The organism is Niastella yeongjuensis (assembly GCF_900110245.1).
GTDB lineage: Bacteria > Bacteroidota > Bacteroidia > Chitinophagales > Chitinophagaceae > Niastella > Niastella yeongjuensis.
On record NZ_FOCZ01000013.1, the window covers coordinates 134448 to 152691 of the forward strand.

General features: G+C 45.0%; 16 protein-coding genes. 6 read left to right on the plus strand and 10 right to left on the minus strand.

From position 1 onward, the window contains the following. Window positions 1-116: 116 nt before the first annotated feature. Entirely contained in the window at window positions 117-938 is an 822-nt protein-coding gene (locus BMX95_RS27360; protein WP_081198250.1) for a purine-nucleoside phosphorylase, read from the minus strand. Between the two features lie 177 nt (window positions 939-1115). Between BMX95_RS27360 and sucC the strand changes: the two genes are divergently transcribed. Then, window positions 1116-2327: an ADP-forming succinate--CoA ligase subunit beta gene (sucC, locus tag BMX95_RS27365; RefSeq protein WP_081198251.1), complete on the plus strand. Its 1212-nt coding sequence runs from the start codon at window positions 1116-1118 to the stop codon at window positions 2325-2327. Between the two features lie 211 nt (window positions 2328-2538). Here the strand turns inward: sucC and BMX95_RS27370 are convergent, their stop codons facing one another. After that, window positions 2539-3039 carry a hypothetical protein gene (locus BMX95_RS27370; RefSeq protein WP_081198252.1) on the minus strand — a complete coding sequence of 167 codons (501 nt, stop codon included), beginning with the start codon at window positions 3037-3039 and terminating at the stop codon, window positions 2539-2541. Window positions 3040-4466: 1427 nt separating this feature from the next. On the opposite strand from BMX95_RS27370, the gene BMX95_RS27380 reads away from it, so the two are divergent. Further along, entirely contained in the window at window positions 4467-4952 is a 486-nt protein-coding gene (locus BMX95_RS27380; RefSeq protein WP_081198254.1) for a GNAT family N-acetyltransferase, read from the plus strand. A 20-nt stretch (window positions 4953-4972) separates the two neighbouring features. Here the strand turns inward: BMX95_RS27380 and BMX95_RS27385 are convergent, their stop codons facing one another. The 4 genes from BMX95_RS27385 to BMX95_RS27400 form a co-directional block, all read right to left on the minus strand. Further along, entirely contained in the window at window positions 4973-5590 is a 618-nt protein-coding gene (locus tag BMX95_RS27385; RefSeq protein WP_081198255.1) for a SprT-like domain-containing protein, read from the minus strand. Next, on the minus strand, window positions 5583-5987 hold the full coding sequence (locus tag BMX95_RS27390) for a hypothetical protein (protein WP_081198256.1): 405 nt from the start codon (window positions 5985-5987) through the stop codon (window positions 5583-5585). Before BMX95_RS27390 ends, BMX95_RS27385 begins: the two co-directional genes overlap by 8 nt. Window positions 5988-6259: 272 nt before the next feature. Then, the gene (locus BMX95_RS27395) at window positions 6260-6700 is read right to left on the minus strand and encodes a bactofilin family protein (RefSeq protein WP_081198257.1); all 441 of its coding nucleotides are present in this window, start codon (window positions 6698-6700) and stop codon (window positions 6260-6262) included. Window positions 6701-6714: 14 nt separating this feature from the next. Continuing rightward, window positions 6715-7110: a hypothetical protein gene (locus BMX95_RS27400; RefSeq protein ID WP_081198258.1), complete on the minus strand. Its 396-nt coding sequence runs from the start codon at window positions 7108-7110 to the stop codon at window positions 6715-6717. A gap of 137 nt (window positions 7111-7247) precedes the next feature. On the opposite strand from BMX95_RS27400, the gene porW reads away from it, so the two are divergent. The 4 genes from porW (at window position 7248) to BMX95_RS35350 (ending at window position 14141) form a co-directional block, all read left to right on the plus strand. Further along, complete coding sequence (porW, locus tag BMX95_RS27405) at window positions 7248-10364, plus strand: type IX secretion system periplasmic lipoprotein PorW/SprE (protein ID WP_081198259.1); 3117 nt, start codon at window positions 7248-7250, stop codon at window positions 10362-10364. A 141-nt stretch (window positions 10365-10505) separates the two neighbouring features. Further along, window positions 10506-12902, plus strand: coding sequence for a transglycosylase domain-containing protein (locus BMX95_RS27410; protein WP_081198260.1), 2397 nt, complete (start codon window positions 10506-10508; stop codon window positions 12900-12902). Window positions 12903-13041: 139 nt separating this feature from the next. After that, complete coding sequence (locus tag BMX95_RS35345) at window positions 13042-13704, plus strand: DUF2911 domain-containing protein (RefSeq protein ID WP_207631513.1); 663 nt, start codon at window positions 13042-13044, stop codon at window positions 13702-13704. Window positions 13705-13727: 23 nt separating this feature from the next. After that, window positions 13728-14141, plus strand: a complete 414-nt coding sequence (locus tag BMX95_RS35350) for a tetratricopeptide repeat protein (RefSeq protein ID WP_207631515.1) — start codon at window positions 13728-13730, stop codon at window positions 14139-14141. 286 nt (window positions 14142-14427) lie between these two features. Here BMX95_RS35350 and BMX95_RS27420 read toward each other — a convergent pair whose 3' ends face one another. The 4 genes from BMX95_RS27420 to hisA form a co-directional block, all read right to left on the minus strand. Next, on the minus strand, window positions 14428-15507 hold the full coding sequence (locus BMX95_RS27420) for a TlpA disulfide reductase family protein (protein ID WP_081198261.1): 1080 nt from the start codon (window positions 15505-15507) through the stop codon (window positions 14428-14430). Window position 15508: 1 nt separating this feature from the next. Continuing rightward, on the minus strand, window positions 15509-16111 hold the full coding sequence (gene hisIE / locus BMX95_RS27425) for a bifunctional phosphoribosyl-AMP cyclohydrolase/phosphoribosyl-ATP diphosphatase HisIE (protein ID WP_081198262.1): 603 nt from the start codon (window positions 16109-16111) through the stop codon (window positions 15509-15511). Window positions 16112-16143: 32 nt separating this feature from the next. After that, window positions 16144-16905 (minus strand): imidazole glycerol phosphate synthase subunit HisF, encoded by a 762-nt coding sequence (hisF, locus tag BMX95_RS27430; protein ID WP_081198263.1) that lies wholly within the window; start codon window positions 16903-16905, stop codon window positions 16144-16146. A gap of 205 nt (window positions 16906-17110) precedes the next feature. Continuing rightward, the gene (hisA, locus tag BMX95_RS27435) at window positions 17111-18244 is read right to left on the minus strand and encodes a 1-(5-phosphoribosyl)-5-[(5-phosphoribosylamino)methylideneamino]imidazole-4-carboxamide isomerase (RefSeq protein WP_081198264.1); all 1134 of its coding nucleotides are present in this window, start codon (window positions 18242-18244) and stop codon (window positions 17111-17113) included.

Below are 18244 nucleotides of genomic sequence, written 5' to 3' on the forward strand. Positions count from 1 at the left end.
ATGAACGATTATTAAACAAGGCGACAAATTAATAATTAAAAAACCGTTACCGGTTATAAGAAAGTTAATTGTGCTGACGAAAGCCAGGCGGTCAGCAAACCGACAGCGTCGGTATGTTATAATTCTGCTACCAGCTGTTTGAAGATAGTGGTCAGCTTTGGTTCAGCTTCTTTGGCAGCCTGCAACACTTCTTCATGCGTTATTATATTATCTTCTTCCCGTATACCAATATCGGTAATAACACTCACGGCAAACACCGGCAGCCCCATATGCACGGCAATGATAACCTCCTGTACGGTGCTCATACCAACTGCATCGCCGCCCAGGCGGTGAATCAGTTTATATTCTGCCCTTGTTTCAAATGTTGGGCCGGTAACACCATAATATATACCTTCCTGGACGTTGATCTTTTGATCAGCTGCAATCCGTTTGGCTTTCTTTATGATCTCCTTTGTATAGGGTTCGCTCATGTCCGGGAACCGGGGTCCCAGTTCAGCATGGTTCTTCCCTAACAACGGATTTATTACATTAAAACTTATGTGGTCGGTGATGATCATCAGATCGCCTACTTTAAATCCCGGGTTTACACCACCTGCTGCATTGGATAACAGTAAATGTCCTATACCCAGTTGCTTCATTACCCGGATAGGGTACGCAACCGCATCGGGGGTATATCCTTCATAAAAGTGGAAACGACCCGCCATTACCACTACTTTTTTACCGCTTAATTCACCAAATATCAGCTTGCCCTGATGGCCTTCTACCGTAGAAACCGGGAAATGGGGAATTTCATTGTAAGCTAATTCTTCTTCTATCTTTAATTCCTGTGCAAAATTTCCCAAACCGCTTCCTAAAACAATGCCCACCATGGGGGTGTGCGCATACCTGCTTTGGATAAAGGAAGTAGTCTCATGCAATTGCTGAAGTAAATCGGGCATAATGATTAAATAATATTAATGGCGTGATTACTGGTTGAAAATGCGTGCAAATCTAACTAAAAACTAAACACTTCGGCCCTTCCGGAAACGTTCCCGGAACTTTGTACACCGAACTGAGAACTAAGAACTCAGAACTTAATAACTTTTTTTACTACTTTCGCTAAAATTTTTTACGGCATGAATCTTCACGAATACCAGGCAAAGGAATTATTGAAAAAATACAATGTACCGGTGCAGGAAGGAATACCGGTTGACAGAGCCGACGCGGCCGAAGAAGCATATAAGAATTTAAAGGTTCAATTTGGCAACAACTTCGCGGTTGTTAAGGCACAAATCCATGCCGGTGGTCGCGGAAAGGGTAAAATTCAGGGAACCGAACAACGCGGTGTGGCAGTAGGTAAAAGTGCCGAAGAAATCAAAACTATCGCCTCCAATTTGCTGGGTGGTACCCTGGTTACCATTCAAACAGGCCCTGCAGGTAAAGTAGTGAACAAAGTACTGGTAGCTCAGGACGTATATTATCCTGGCCCTAACCCGGTAAAAGAGTTCTATTTATCAATTCTGCTCGATCGTACAAAAGGTCAGAATGTGATCATGTACAGCACTGAAGGTGGTATGGACATTGAAGAAGTAGCTCACAATACCCCCGACAGAATTTTCAAAGAGTGGGTTCACCCAAGTGGTGGTTTACAGGCTTTCCAGGCACGTAAAATAGCTTTCAACCTGGGTCTGAAAGGCGAGGCCTTCAAAAACTGCGTAAAATTCGTTACTAACTTATACAATGCATACGTTGGTTTAGACTGCGCTATGCTGGAAATCAACCCATTGTTCAAAACATCTGACGAAAAGATCATTGCCGTTGACTGTAAAATGGGTCTCGATGACAACTCCCTGATGCGTCATCCCGAACTGGAAGCCCTGCGCGATATCAGCGAAGAAGATCCTACAGAAGTAGAAGCTGGTAAATACAACCTGAACTTCGTAAAACTCGATGGTAACGTAGGTTGTATGGTAAATGGCGCCGGTTTGGCCATGGCAACCATGGATATGATCAAATTAAGCGGTGGTGAGCCTGCTAACTTCCTGGACGTAGGTGGTACTGCCAACGCTACTACAGTAGAAGCTGGTTTCCGCATCATCCTGAAAGATCCTAAAGTAAAAGCGATCCTCATCAACATCTTTGGTGGTATCGTTCGTTGCGACCGGGTTGCACAAGGTGTTATCGATGCCTATAAATCTATCGGCAACATCACTGTACCTATCATCGTTCGTTTACAAGGTACTAACGCCGAAGAAGCTAAAAAGCTGATCGAAGAAAGCGGTCTGAAAGTACAATCAGCCATTCTGTTGAGCGAAGCTGCTGCCCTGGTGGGTAAAGCGGTTGCTTAGTAGTAAACTGGTTAAACATATAAATAGAATCCCGTTTCGAAAGAGGCGGGATTTTTTTATTAGCAGCAAGCTGTAAGCCGTAAGCTTTAAGCTTTAATCAATACACCTCTCCCCGGCTACTGAACTTGTCAACGTCCTACCGCTTAATCCCTACTTCATACTTCTTTCCTTTATCAACGCTATCAACCCTGTCAACGTGTTAACTTATCAACTATTCTTCCTGCAAATGATGCTTCATAAACCCTATAACAAAACTCATCCATTTATGCGTTTTTTGCAGCAACTGTTGGTAAGCCAATGATTTAACTATTTCAGGCTTGTCTTCCAGGGGGTAGTGTGAATTGTGTTCTTTATCAATTACTTCAAAATGATTGACGATATAGCGATAATGTCCATCCACGATCTCAATGCTCATGTGCAGCCCCACCGGAACAATGGAAGGAGTTCCTATATCATGTAGTTTGGCCTTTATGGTGATGTAGCCCTTGCCGCTTATTACCACATTGGCAAGTTGCTTCACACTGGCCACCGTATCCCAATGCACCAGAAAGGGTTGGTTAAAGAAAGATTTAGCCCGCGCTATAGTGTAGTCTGTATTTTCGGCAAGGATCTCGCCATAGTATTGAAATTGGCCTGTTGAAGAACGCGGAATTTGGGCTACCGCATCAGATACCAGTATTATGGATAAACATATAGTAACTATACGCCGCATAATTCTTATACAAGTTAACATATTGTACGGATTGATGAAAGCCATTCAACACAATTGTGCCTCCCTCGCCCCGCAGCGCAAAGTCAGAACATCAGGCCCTCTATAAAAACAAATGTCCCCGCAACGGAAAGCGGGGACAATTTTTTGAGAGACGGTTTCTGTTCTCACAGGATAACTGGACTAGTTTTCAAGAGGACTCTCGGATCTTTTTGGTTTTTTCAAAAGGAACAATGGACTTTGGTTTTTCGGACTTTGGACTTTTGAATGGTTTAACACAGGAATACGGTTCGGTTTTTCGGACTTGGACTTTGGATTTTTACTTTGGTTTTTCTATTGGACGTTGGATTACATTTATAAATCTTAAATCATTTGCTTTGACTATGTAAAGATCGAAATATAATCTGCTTTTTCTTTCTTTTAACTCCTCTTATTCACTCAACTGCTTGGTTAACTTATCTGCATCTAGGAATATACCCTTACTACTATACGCACTTTACAAACTTCCTATCACTAACGGTTATGGGCATAAAAAAACCCACCCTTAACCAGGCGGGAAATATTGTTGATTCCAATACAATATACCTCAGCATTGCTGGTCTTCATAGATACAGGACTATTATATGTTCTTTGGTTTTCGGTTTGCATTGAACGTTGGATATGCAAAAGTAGCAAAATCGTTTGTTTCCACAATTGCGGGGTAAATATGTAACTATTTCTTCAAATTCGGAAGCATTTTATAAGATAAACTTAACAGTATCTGCGATTATTTTAGAACCTGCTAGAATGAAACCTTTATACCTCGTACATTCACAACAATGCCGCCTCGTACATTTACTAACTTTTATAATTCATTCATTTACTATCATCAATACATTACATCGTGGATATCTAATTTAACAACGAGACTAATAACATCATTAAGCAAGCTATATCTTTGACTCCGCCCTATAATTGTAAAGAAAACACCTTTGCCGCTGCCAGGATCATTGAACTGATAAGTGTTTTCAATAACTGCCCGCTATAACCTCTTACCCAGGCACTGGTGTTGTTACGAACAACACACCGTATTTTCTGTATTTGTGAAATATAGTAGAACCCAAATGTGGATAACCGTGCATTTGGCATAGTATTTTGTCCATATAAAATAGTAACCAAATCAATCACCTGATTAATCTGTAGCAAATGAAAAATCCTATTCGGCTCTTCTTTGGATTCCTCTTTGTAGCCTATGTGATCGTTTATAGCCTGATGGCGCTGCTGGCATAGTTTCTCCCCGTTACAAAGAACACTTCCCCACCCCTGCTTATTTATCCTTTTACGCGTAGATGCTTACCCGTTGATCATTCCCATTGGTGTTTGTTTTAATTAGTCCCGATAGGCATCGGGAAGGATGCGTCTTGTGACATTTATCTTGTTACCTTCGTTCCATGTCACCTGTTACCATCAGAACCATACAACCAGCCGATAACCCGGCATTGGCTATCATTATCAGAAATGCACTGGCTGAATTTGGCGCCAACAAACCTGGCACAGTTTATTACGATGCTACCACCGATGCACTCTATGAGTTGTTCCGGCAGCCCGGAAGCATTTATTATGTAGCAGAATTGGATGGCGTGCTAATTGGTGGTGCCGGCATTTTCCCTTCACCGGGTTTACCCGATGGCACCTGCGAACTGGTAAAAATGTACCTCGCTGCTGCCGCGCGGGGAAAAGGTATTGGCAAATTGCTCATCGATAAAGCCCTTGCCTTTGCTGGTGAGGCCGGCTATCGCAATGTGTATATTGAAACCATGCCTGAGTTACGAAAGGCAATGTCGGTTTATGAAAAGTTTGGGTTTAAATACCTCGATGGACCAATGGGAAATACCGGTCATTTTGGATGTGATATCTGGATGCTTAAAGAGTTGTAAGTTGAAAGTTTAAACAGCACTTAACTAACGGCCTTCACTTCATATATAGGACTAAACAAATAAAGCTTCCCGGTATCTACTTCAATACATTGAAAGCGCTTGCGCAGCTTCTTTCCTTTTTTAAATATGCGGCCCTCACCAATATCGAACAGCTGGCCTTCGGGTAACTGTTCAACCATTACGAGCCCGTTATCCCGGTCAAACTTTTTCAATACCCGCATCAGGCCTTCATCGGCACAACTGCTGGCTGGCAGGTCGTGCATCGATTGTTTAAGCGTCTGTTCTACCACTGGTGGAAAGATCTCCTTACCTAAAAAGTCTTTCAGCAAATGGGCATAACAGTCTTTCCATTCGCGGCCATGCGGCGAAACCTGGTGTTTGAATTGAATAAAGGTAACCAGGTGAGCCAGTTCATGCACCAGTGTAATAAGGAAAGCGTAAGGGTTCAGATTGCCATTGACGCTGATCCGGTGATTTTTTTCGGTAGTGGCGTGGCGGTAATCGCCCAGGATTGATTTTCGCTCCCGCGTAATGGTTAAATGTACTTTATATTGATGCAGGTATTCCAGCACCCGTGGTACGGCTGCTGGAGGAATAAATTTACTGAGGTATTCTAAAGGCGCTAGCTGTTTAGACATTCTTTTTTTGCTTGCTCAATTTCATCAGGATAACCACTTCAAGAGTAGTATACAGCACGTACAGGAACATACATCCTATAATACCTGCTTTATTAAAACCCTTGCCTACTATGCTAAGGTAAATAATCACGGCGATCAAACAGATCATCATTTTCGAGAACATACCACCATACACGGTGCGCAAAATGGCCTGGGGGTTCCTGGAATTCCATGACCTTGAAAACAAATAAAACGAAACCGCTGCGGCAGCAAATAAAACCAGGTTGCCAATGATCAATACATCCGCATCAACATTCCACCGGGCAAACCGGGCCCGGCTGGTAATAAACAAAGCAGTAGTAATTACAAACAATAATAACAGCGGACGAAATGATCTGGAAACCGAAATATTTGACATCGTGTAAAAAATGGATGGCGAAGGTAAGTTGAAAAATTGACAGTGCCTGCCCCGTCTTGCGGGGTGAACCTGGCCTCGCTTAACCCGGCAGAAAAAAAGAAAGTCCCACCTGTTGGGCGAGACTTCAAATAAGTTTAAGGGGGGCGGGCAGGTTATTGATTTCCAGACTAAACCAACCTACGTTCTGGGAAAAACATACCTTTTCCGGTAACAAAGAGGTTATCGAATAGGTGCGTTCAACTAGTACATAGGGGGCGTAACCGGGGATCTGCTTACTCTACCAGGCTTTCAGCTTTTTTGCCTTTTTTATCGGCAACAACTTCGCTTGCCTGGCCATTGGTGGCTGTTGTCATGTGACACTGGCCATTGAAATTGGCGCTGGGCTCTATTTGCAGTTTGCCTGCATATAAATTCCCGTTCACATAGCTACCGCCTTTTAACTGCAATAACTCTTTTACTTTGATAGTGCCGGCTACTTTGCCCATGATGTCGGCCTGTTGTCCGGAAATATCGCCTTCTACAGAACCATTGGAGCCAATAATTACTTTTGCCTGGCATTGAATGTTGCCCTGCAGGGTACCATCAATACGAATATCACCGTTGCTGGAGATATCGCCTTTTAATGTAGTCCCCGCTGCAATAAGCGTGGCGGCTCCCGTTCCAGGCGCTGATACTTCGCTGGAGGTTTCGGATTTGGATTTCTGATTGAACATACGGAAATGTTGGTTTATTCTTCAATATTCTCTGTCTGGGGAATAGACAACGTTGACGTGTCTAACTTAACGCTGATATTCCCCTGTAAAACACTTTTAACATTATCAAGATACTTGTCCTTATTCAACATCGCCTGCTCCAGTGAATCGGTACGTACCTTCAATTCACGCAACTCACGCATGGTGTTTACATCGCCATATCCAGGAATATACATCCGCAACGGGGTGAACACAATAAGAGCCACAGTTAAACCCGTCAACAACACAAAAATGGTGCTAAGTGTGATATAAACACTCAGTCTGGATAATTTAAACGTCACAACCTCTTCGTAAGTATCATCATTCATCACTACCAGCCGGTACCGGTTTTGCAAGCGCTTCAGGGTAGATTGGGCATCGAATTTAGCCATAGAGAGAGTTTCAAAACGCTAAAGGTAATAAGTTATTTTAATTCATCGCCATGAGTACAAAAATTAACGTACCAACAAAATATTTTTCTTGAAAATCAGTTTATAAGATTTTAGTTTGTGGTAGAAATTCTAAGGACTTGACGAGGATAATTGCATTAATCATAATTTTAATCTTTTCGCTGCCGAAATTATTTGCGCAGCCAACGCTCTCCTATGACCTGAAAAAGCCTAAAAAGTTCGAGAACCGAAAACTGGCTTCTGAAAAAACTGAATCCACCAAGTTCCACGCGTTTCGCGCCTTCACCCAAAACGGTACCACCAAGTTCAACTTTCATTATAACGCTTATAAAAAACTGGCAGAAGTAATTGCCCGGGGCAAATCCCAGCATAAAGATGATTACAGCCGCCTGCTTTCCTTTTATAATTACGATCTTACCATAACTGCAAAAGACAAAACCGAGCTCGATTCGGTTATCTATAAAGCTAATGCCGCCATCCTGTTGCATGACCTGCGTAACAGCTGGGTAGATAATATGTATATGCTGATGGGCGAAGCCTATTATTTCAAGAATGTACTCGATTCGGCCTATTACACTTTTCAATACCTCAACTACGCGTTTTCACCTAAGGAAAAAGACGGGTACGATAAACCGATTGGCTCCAATGCCAATGCCGATGAAGGAGGCAGCGTATTTACTATTTCAACCAAAGAAAATCCCAGCATCCTGAAAAAGGCGTGGGCCCGCCCCCCCAGCCGCAACGAATCGTTCATCTGGCAAATAAGGACCTTCCTGGCAAAAGATGAAACGCCCGAAGCTGCCGGTTTAATAGAAACGCTGAAACACGATCCCGCATTTCCCGACCGGCTAAAAACCGATCTGCGTGAAATGCAGGCCTGGTGGTTCTATAAACAACAATTATGGGACAGCGCCGCTTTCTACCTGGAACAGGCGCTCGACAATGCAGAAGGCCGTGAAGAAAAAGCCCGCTGGGAATACCTGATCGGTCAAATGTACGACCGGGCCAATAACCCCGCAGAAGGCGCCAAATGGTTCGAAAAAACGGTTAGCCATACCCTGAACCCCGTACTGGAAATATATGCCCGCCTGAATACCATTCACGACCATAAAGGCGACGATAAAATACTACAGGAAAACATTAAGGAACTGGAGCGAATGGCGCGGAAAGATCGCTACCTGGTTTACCGCGATATTATATATTATGCCGCAGCCGAAATGGAGCTGGAACGGAACAATATCCCCGGCGCCAAGGCCCTGCTGTTAAAAGCAAGTAGCTATCCCGGTGATGACGCCGCCATGCGGTCAAAAGTATTTTTATTACTGGGCGATCTGTGCTATAAAGAAAAGAATTACCCCGACGCCAAACGCTTTTACGATAGCATTACCAATTTAAATCCCAGCCTGGTTGACGCCAAATCGTTCAATAAGCTGAAAGGAACGCTCGCTAAGATCGTAGCCTATCAAACGACCATTCACCATGAAGACAGCCTGCAACAACTGGCTGCCATGCCCGAAGACCAGCTGACCGCTTACTTAAAAAAGCTGGCTAAACAACTGCGTAAAAAGCAGGGTATCAAGGAAGATGATTCGGGCGAACCCTCCGGCGGCCCCTTGTCGTTCAACGATAATAGTGGTCCCAGCGACATGTTCAACACGTCTAACCAAAAAGGTGACTGGTATTTTTACAATGCTACCCTCAAGGGCAAGGGTTATACCGAATTTAAAGGCCAATGGGGCAACAGACCGAATGTTGATAACTGGCAACGGATGGCCGCCATTAAACAGGCCACCCCTACCACCGTTCTCAACGATGACGAAGCTGCAGCCGCAGGCGGCAAAGCAGGTAATGCCGGCCCGGTTACATATGAAGACCTCTTAAAATCGGTGCCACTTACGCCTACGCAGCTTGCTACGTCGAATGACTCAGTAGAAAAAGCCCAGTTCTTATTGGGCAAAACATACCTGGAAGGGTTGGAAGATTACCGGTCTACGATCGATACCCTGGAAGCATTCCTTACCCGTTTCCCAACCAGCAAGAACCGGCCCGAAGCCCTGTTCATGCTGGCTTATTGCTACTCCAAAATTGGCGAGGAAGCTAAAGCTGCCGCAGCACAAAACGAGCTGAAGCAGAAATATCCCGGCACCAACTTCGAAAAGATCCTTTCAAGCCCTAACGGCGTTACACCCGATAGTTTGTCAAGACAGGAAATGACCCGCCGGTACGACAATATTTACAACCTGTTTATTGAAGGCAGGTTCGATGAGGCAGAGGCAGAAAAGAAAATGGCCGATAGCCTGTACCATGAAAATTACTGGACACCCCAGTTGCTGTACATCCAATCGGTATACTATATCCAGCAGCGGCAGGATGATTCGGCTAAGAAATCATTACAGAACATCATCCGCGTGTTCCCCGGTACGGGAATGGCGGCCAAAGCAAAGACATTGATCGATGTATTGGGCCGTCGCAAACAAATAGAAGATTACCTTACCAGGTTACAAATAGAACGCCCCGCAGAAGACAGTATGGCTGAACCCGTTGCTATTGTAACGCCTAAACCGGTGATGCAGCAGCAACCTGTAGAGGTTACCCAACCGGCGCCTGCACAGCAACAGCCTGCGGTTACCCCGCCGGCGCAGCAGCCGGCCAAACCACCGGTTACCCAGCAACCACCGGCCACGGTGCCTGTTACCCAGCAGCCTAAACAGGAGGTGGCCAAAACCGAAAAACCAGCTGTTACGCCACCTGCGCAGCAACCAGCCAAACAGCCCGTAACCCAGCTGCCGCCACCGCCGGTTCTTGCGAAAAAAGATTCCGTAAAGGCAAAAGTGGAACCTCCCAAACCATTGGTGCTCACTCACAATGCAGAAATACCGCATTATGTGGCCATTGTGCTGGATAAGGTAGACCCCGTTTACATAAACGAGGCCCGTAACGCCTTTAACCGCTATAACCGCGAACAATATTCCGCCAAAGGCTTTACCGTTAACAACCAGACTGTTAGCGATGACATAAAACTGGTACTTATTGGCACTTTCCCTAATGCCAATGAGGCCATTACTTACATCGATAAAAGCAAAAAACTGGCAGCTACCGAAATCATCCCCTGGTTGCCTGCCGCCAAATACTCATTCATCATCATTACCGACAACAACCTGCAGGTATTGATGAATACCAAAGACGTAAATGGGGTTAAAAACTTCCTGAATCAGAACTATCCGGGTAAATTTTAAATTAGAATTTAGTTAGAATCTGCGCACGCCTAAATTATTAAGAATACTTTCGTAGCCATTCCTGGTTTTATCGGCTATAAAGCATGATTTTTGCAATCGTAAAAATCCGGTAGGTAATCCCGGTTTACAAAACACCCAACTATGACGCGCGCCACTAAAATATTCTGGAAAATATTTTTGTTTGGTTTCCTGGTAATTGCCTTGTTTCTCACCCTTCTAAGCTTTGGCTTATTTGGGAAAATGCCTTCGTTGGCCCAGTTGGAAAATCCTTCCATTACACTGGCTACCGAGATATATGGTGACGACGGCACCATGCTGGGGAAATATTATAAGGAGAAGGGAAACCGCAGCTTTGTACAATACAAAGACATTTCAAAACATGTGGTAGATGCCCTGGTAGCTACTGAGGACGAACGTTTTTACGATCACTCAGGCATCGATGGCAAGGCGCTGGCCCGTGCAGTTTTCTTTATGGGTAAAGAAGGGGGCGGTAGTACCATTACCCAACAGCTGGCGCTGAATATGTTCGATGAAAGAGCGGATAACAAGTTCACCCGCATGATCCAGAAGTTAAAAGAGAACATCATTGCCGTTAAACTGGAAAGAAATTTCACCAAACAGGAAATTCTGGCCCTGTACCTCAATACGGTTTCTTTTAGCGATAACGTGTATGGCATCCGCAACGCCTCGCGTACTTTCTTCTCAAAAGAACCCGACCGGCTGAACGTGGAAGAAGCCGCCGTACTCATCGGGATGTTGAAAGCAACCGGAACCTATAACCCCCGTACCAACTACAAAGCATCATTCGAACGCCGCAATACCGTGCTTGATCAAATGGCACGTAACAATTACCTCACGGAAACCGAAGATGCCGATCTGAAGAAACAACCCATTCGCCTCAATTATAAAAAGCTCAACGAGAACAATGGTATCGCCCCTTATTTCCTCGATGTGATCCGGGACGATGTAAAAAAATGGTGCAGTGAACACAAAAAACAGGATGGTGAAAATTACGACATCTACGAAGATGGCCTGCATGTGTATACCACTATCAACCCCAGAATGCAGTTGTATGCAGAGGAGGCGGTAGCCAAACACCTGCCCGTACTGCAACGCGCACTGGCCAGTCAGGCAGCATTAAAAACCGACCAGGTTTGGAAAGACCATGAGAATGTACTGGAAAGCAATATGCGCAACTCCGACCGCTGGCGCAACCTGAAAGCCGAGGGGTTAAGCGAGGCAGAGATCAGGAAATCATTCAAACATAAGGTGCACATGAAAGTGTTTGCCTGGAACAGCAAACGCGAGAAAGACACCATCATGACGCCGCTCGATTCCATCAAATACCACCGCGAAATGCTGCAAACCGCCTTTATGGTTACTGATCCTATGAACGGTCAGGTGAAAGCGTGGGTAGGTGGTATCGATTTCAAGAACTATAAATTCGACCATGCCAACCTGAAAACAAAACGTCAGGTAGGTTCTTCCATAAAACCGTTTTTATATGCACTGGCTATTTCAGAGTATGGCTTTACGCCCGAAACCATGTGCGAAGCTACCCAGCAATACTTCCCCGGTTCTGGTTATGTACCGGCTAAACCAAACCCTAAAATAAGCGGTACGCGTTCTATGGCTACCGGTTTGGCTTACTCTATCAACGAAGTAGCGGCCTATATCATCAAACAAACCACTCCCAAGCGGTTTGCCGAGTTTATACATGAGATCAATATCCCCACCAAAGTGCAGCCCTACCCTTCTATCAGTCTGGGTACCTGCGAGCTGTCGTTGTATGAAATGATGTGGGGTTACAGCATGTTCCCAACAGGCGGCTTTAGCATAAAACCTGTTTACATTACCCGTATTGAAGACAAAAACGGGAATGTACTGGCCCGTTTCGATACCGAACGCAAAGAAGTGATCAGTCAGCCAACAGCTTATACCATGGCCCGCATGATGCAGGGAGCAGTTGATTTTGGTACGGCAGCCGGTTTACGCGACCGCCTCGGTGTAGCGCAAATGGGCGGTAAAACCGGTACCACCAACGATAACTCCGATGCCTGGTTCTTTGGTTTTACCCCGCAATTGCTGGCCGGTGTCTGGATCGGTTGCGACGACCGGTTTATTCGCCTCGAAGGTGGCCTCGGTTATGGTGGCGCTGCGGCAAGACCAATCTGGGAATCCTTCTTTGCACGCGCTTTTGCCGATAAAACATTGGGGCTCGATAAAACAGCCAAATTCGTAGCACCTGAGAACATGCGCAACGAATCGTATGAAGATGCCGGATTTGCCGGTGCGGCACCCCCACCCGGTGCCGGCGGCGAAAATGTGGGCAATGGCGCTGCCGAGGATTACCTGGGCAAACCCGATACCCAGAACATTCCTACCGAATCTAAAGAGGCCATGGAAGAACAAAAGGTGTTGAAAGAAGCTACCAGCACAAAAAACCAAATACCCAAAGACTCCGTAATACCGGCCGATGAAAAGAAGAAGAAAGGCTTCTTCAGAAGATTGTTTGGCGGTAAGAAGAATGACGATTAACAAATAAGCTTTTTATATAAAGCCAGTTCCGGTACCGGGACTGGCTTTTTTTTACACCATCCGACGGTATAACCACATATATAAAATCCATGTCGGGGCTTTAAAATACTACGTAGCTTATATTTTAAACTTAACTGACATGAAAAAGATACTGATTGCCTGTTTAGCATTGACATGCTATATCGTTTCTTACTCACAGTTATCAATGCCGCCTTTTGGTGGCAATAAAAAAGCCATGGTAGGCGAACGCATCGGCATTACCGATGTTACCATTCATTACGACCGCCCAGGCGTTAAAGGACGTGAAGGGAAGATCTGGGGCGAACTGATTCCTAAAGGTTTCACCGATCAGGGCTTTGGCACCAGTAAAGCAGCCCCCTGGCGGGCAGGCGCCAATGAGAATACCACCATTGAATTTTCAACCCCTGTAAGCATTGAAGGACAGGCCCTGCCTGCCGGCAAATACGGTTTCTTTATCGCCTACGATCCGGCTGAATGCACGGTCATCTTTTCAAAGAACGCTACCTCATGGGGCAGCTTTTACTACAATGAAAAAGAAGACGCCTTACGCGTAAAAGTAAAACCTCAGCCAATAGATAAAAGCGTAGAGTGGTTGACGTATGATTTTGAAAACGAAACAAACACCGGTGCCACCGTTGCGGTAGTATGGGAAAAACTAAAGATCTCATTTAAAATTATAACAACCTGCAGCTGGAATCATTCCGGCGTGAACTGCGCAGTGAAAAAGCATTCAACCCCGGCTGGCAAAGTTTTAACCAGGCAGCACAATTCTGTCTGCTAAACAACATCGACCTGGAAGAAGGTATGCAATGGGCCGATAACGCCATCAACCTGCCCTTTATAGGTCAAAAGAATTTTGTTACACTTTCTACCAAAGCCACCTATTTAAAAAAGAATGGTAAAGATGCGGAAGCCGATGCCCTGATGAAAGACGCATTGCCCATGGGCACCGTAACGCAATTGCACAATTATGCCCGCCAGTTATTGCAACTGAAAAAGAACAAGGAGGCCTTCGACGTCTTCAAAGCAAACTACGACAAAAACCCAAATGACTTTACCACCCAGGTAGGCATGGCAAGAGGCTATTCAGCAGTAGGCGATTATAAAAAAGCATTGGGCTTTGCCCAGAAAGCTCTGCCCTTATCACCCGACCCTTCAAATAAAATGAATGTGGAGAAGATGATTGTGACGTTGAAGGAAGGGAAGGATATTAATTAGAGTTAACAGGTTGACAGGTTGACAGGTTGATACGTTGACAGGTTAACAGGTTGACAAGTTAACAGGGATTGAAGTATGGAATATGTGGTAAAAAGTTAAAGGTTGATAGGGTTGATGTTGTTGAGAGAGAAAAACGAGTAGCAGCTGAGTAGTGAATGGTGAGTAGTGAGTGGGCTCGCGAAAATGCAGCTGTCTGAAAAATCGGGAACCCACTCACCACTGACAACTCACCACTCACAAAAAAGCCACTGAATACTCAGTGGCTTTTTTTATAAACTATATGATCTTATTTACATCCTAACAACTCACACAACTTCGCATCCAACTCATGACCACGAAGATTTTTACCAACGATCTTTCCGTTGGGGTCGATGAGGTAATTCTGTGGAATGCTTTCAATTTTATACTTGCGGGCGGCTTCGTTATTCCAGTATTGCAGATCGCTTACCTGTGTCCAGGCAAGGCCATCGGCTTTTATAGCCTGAACCCAGGGCTCACGGGCTCTGTCGAGCGATACACCCAGTACGGTGAAGTTTTTGTCTTTAAACTTGTTATAGGCGGTTACCACGTTAGGGTTTTCCATGCGGCAGGGTTTGCACCAGCTGGCCCAGAAATCAACCAGCACATACTTACCTCTGAACGAGGTAAGTGATACGGGTTTACCGGTGGTATCGGTTTGGGTGAACTCGATGGCCTCGCTGCCTACGGCACCAACCTTGCTATCGGCAATATTTTGCGCTAACAATTTACCGTAGAATCCATCTTTAGAAGCGGGAGTCAATTGGTTATACCGTTTTTCCAGTAAAACAGGGTCTTGTTCCAGTTCGCGGGTAACAACCAGTAAGAAGGGAGTCACGGGTGAATTCTTTTTTTCTGTAACGTATTTATCGATCGCGCTCACGGCCGCATCATATGTATTTTTATAAGCCATTTGCACAGAATCGCTGGGTTGTTTGCCGTACAGCTGCTGGTTTAACTGGGTAAGGGTTTGAAACAGGGGGTTGAATGTTTTCTGGAACTCCGAAAAATCAGCTTGTGTAGGCGAACCTTTTATCTCCAGCTGTTGCAGGTTCTTGACATCGCCTTTTATGGTCACGTTGTCATTACCAATAAACAATACTGTTTTTTTACTGGTAGCATCAAAGTTCAGCTGATGCAGGTTGGGTTCACCTATGGTCCCTTTCAGCACAAAGGTGCCTTTTTCAACCCGGCCTTTGGCCAGGGTATCAGTAGGCTTATTCATATCCACCAGGGATATTTTGGAATTTTCAGCCAGCCCGGTGATGGTGCCGGTGATCACAAATCCTTTTTGCTGCGCCATTACCGCAACTGGTATCAGAAATAGCACTGCTAACAGCTTCTTCATATTACTTTTTATTGGAATGTCGGTTTTGTAAAATACTTACTACCTGTTGCAATGTATAACCTTTTGCGTTAAGTAATACCAAATAATGGAACAGCAGATCGGCCGCCTCGTTCATAAACAGGTCCTCATTATTGTCTTTCGCTTCGATAACCAGTTCCACTGCTTCTTCGCCCACTTTTTGGGCGATTTTATTGATCCCTTTGTTAAAAAGCTGTTTTACATACGATTTCTCGTCCTCGCTTTTCTTACGCAACTCAATGATATCCTGTAAGTAATACAAAAAGTCATCGGAATGGTTGCGCTCGCTCCAGCAGGTATCGGCACCGGTATGACAGGTAGGCCCCAATGGCTGGGCCTTAATAAGCAGGGTATCATTGTCACAATCGCTCAGAATTTCCTTTACCAACAGGTGATTACCGCTTTCCTCGCCTTTTGTCCACAGTCGTTTTTTGCTGCGGCTGAAAAAGGTCACTTTTCCTTCGCTCATGGTTTTGTGCAGGGCTTCTTCGTTCATAAAACCCAACATCAATACCTTGTGTGTGACAAAATCCTGAATGATGGCTGGCACCAGGCCATCGATGTATTTATTGAAATCTACTTTCATTATTGTGAATTGTGAGTGGTCAGTGGTAAATGCTAAACCGGACGAATATCAATATTTTTCCCCTGCAAATATCCTTTTAAATCGGGAATTGCTATTTCTTTAAAGTGAAATATGCTGGCAGCCAGGGCGGCATCGGCCTGGGACTGCTCAAATACATCCACAAAATGCTCCATGGTACCACCGCCGCCGGATGCAATTACCGGTACGGGCAGCTGCGTAGCCAACTGACGCGTGATATCTAAAGCGAAACCCTGTTTGGTACCATCGTGGTTCATGGAAGTAAGTAAGATCTCGCCGGCGCCCAAGTCAACTGCCTGTTTTGCCCAATCGAAACAACGGGCTTCGGTTTTGGTACGGCCACCATTCAGGTATACATACCATTCGCCATCTTCCTCCTTCCGGGTGTCGATGGCCAGCACCACACACTGACTGCCAAATTCCTTCGACAGCTCCTGGATCAGCTGTGGATTTTTAAAAGCCGCTGTATTTACCGAGATCTTATCGGCACCGTTCTGTAACAAAGCACTTACATCATCGACACTGCTGATGCCACCACCTACGGTAAATGGAATATTGATGTGGTGCGCAATGCGGTTTACCAGCTCACGCAACGTTTTACGTTTTTCAACGGTAGCCGTTATATCCAAAAACACCAGTTCATCGGCACCCTGTTGTGCATATAACGCACCCAGTTCCACCGGATCACCGGCATCACGAAGATTTACAAAATTAGTCCCCTTCACTGTGCGGCCATCTTTTATGTCTAAGCAGGGGATGATTCTTTTACAAAGCATGCTTAATATTTTATTCGTGAATCGTGAAAGGGCAGAAGGCAGAGGGCAGAAAGAAATACACTACTGCGCGGCGGACTTTATCAACCTTATCAACTCCGTCAATCTATCAACCTTTACGTCTATTACTCCTAACCTTCTTCCTGTTAACTTGTCAACCTGTTAACTCGTCAACTTGTTAACTCGTCAACCTGTTAACTCAACCCTATCAACTAAATTTCTTCAATTCATCCAATGATATTCTATTCTCATAGATCGCCTTACCCACAATCGCTCCGGTACAACCAATTTCAGCGAGTGCTTCCAGATCACTCATGTTGCTCACGCCCCCACTGGCAATAAAATGCAGCGATGGAAAACGTGCTATGATCTTCTTATATAAATCCACCGACGGACCGGCCAGCAACCCATCCTTGCTTACATCGGTACAGAATACCTGTTGCACGCCATGATCAATATATTTCTGCAGAAAATCGTAGATGGTGATGTCAGTGGTTTCGAGCCAGCCGCCTACGGTGATCTTTTCTTCTTTTACATCGGCACCTAACAGAAACTTCTCTGCACCAAACTGCAGTAACCATTTTACAAACTCGGCTTCATTTTTTACAGCCAGGCTGCCTATGGTAGCCAATGCGGCGCCCGATTCAAAAACAATGTTTACATCTTTTTCGGTTTTTATACCGCCGCCAAAATCAATCACCAGCGAAGTTTTGCCGGCAATGACTTCCAGTACTTTCCAGTTCTTTACAGCCCCCGCTTTGGCCCCATCGAGGTCAACCAGGTGAAGGCGTTGCAAACCGGCGTCTTCAAATTCCCGGGCTACTTCCAATGGGTTCTCATTATAAATTTTCTTTTGCTCATAATCGCCCTGCGTTAACCGCACGCATTTTCCATCAATAATATCAATAGCCGGAATGATCTGCATATGCTTTGTTTGCACGAATTGTTTTTCCATTTTAATAAAATCGAGCCCGTGCTGCTGCCAGGTTTTACCCGTGGCCTGCATCCCGAACTTTTTGTATATACCGGTAGCTGTAAGGCGGGCATTACACCAGATGCTTGTTTTACCCTGTTGATTTGCCCAGTTCATTACATGTTGTAACAGTTTGGTCCCATAGCCTTCGCCCTGCCAGTTGGTTTTGGTGGCGAACTTCCTGAATTGTACAACACCGTTCCTGTCGAATACCGAGATCACGGAAACCAGCTCACCATAGTCATACAATCCCAAATGCAGGCCTTTTTCGTCATCTTCCAATTGCACAAATGAAATGCTTTCCTGTGGGTACATCACTGCCTGCCGCATGGCCCACACTTCGCTTAGGGAAACCGGTTGTATCGACAT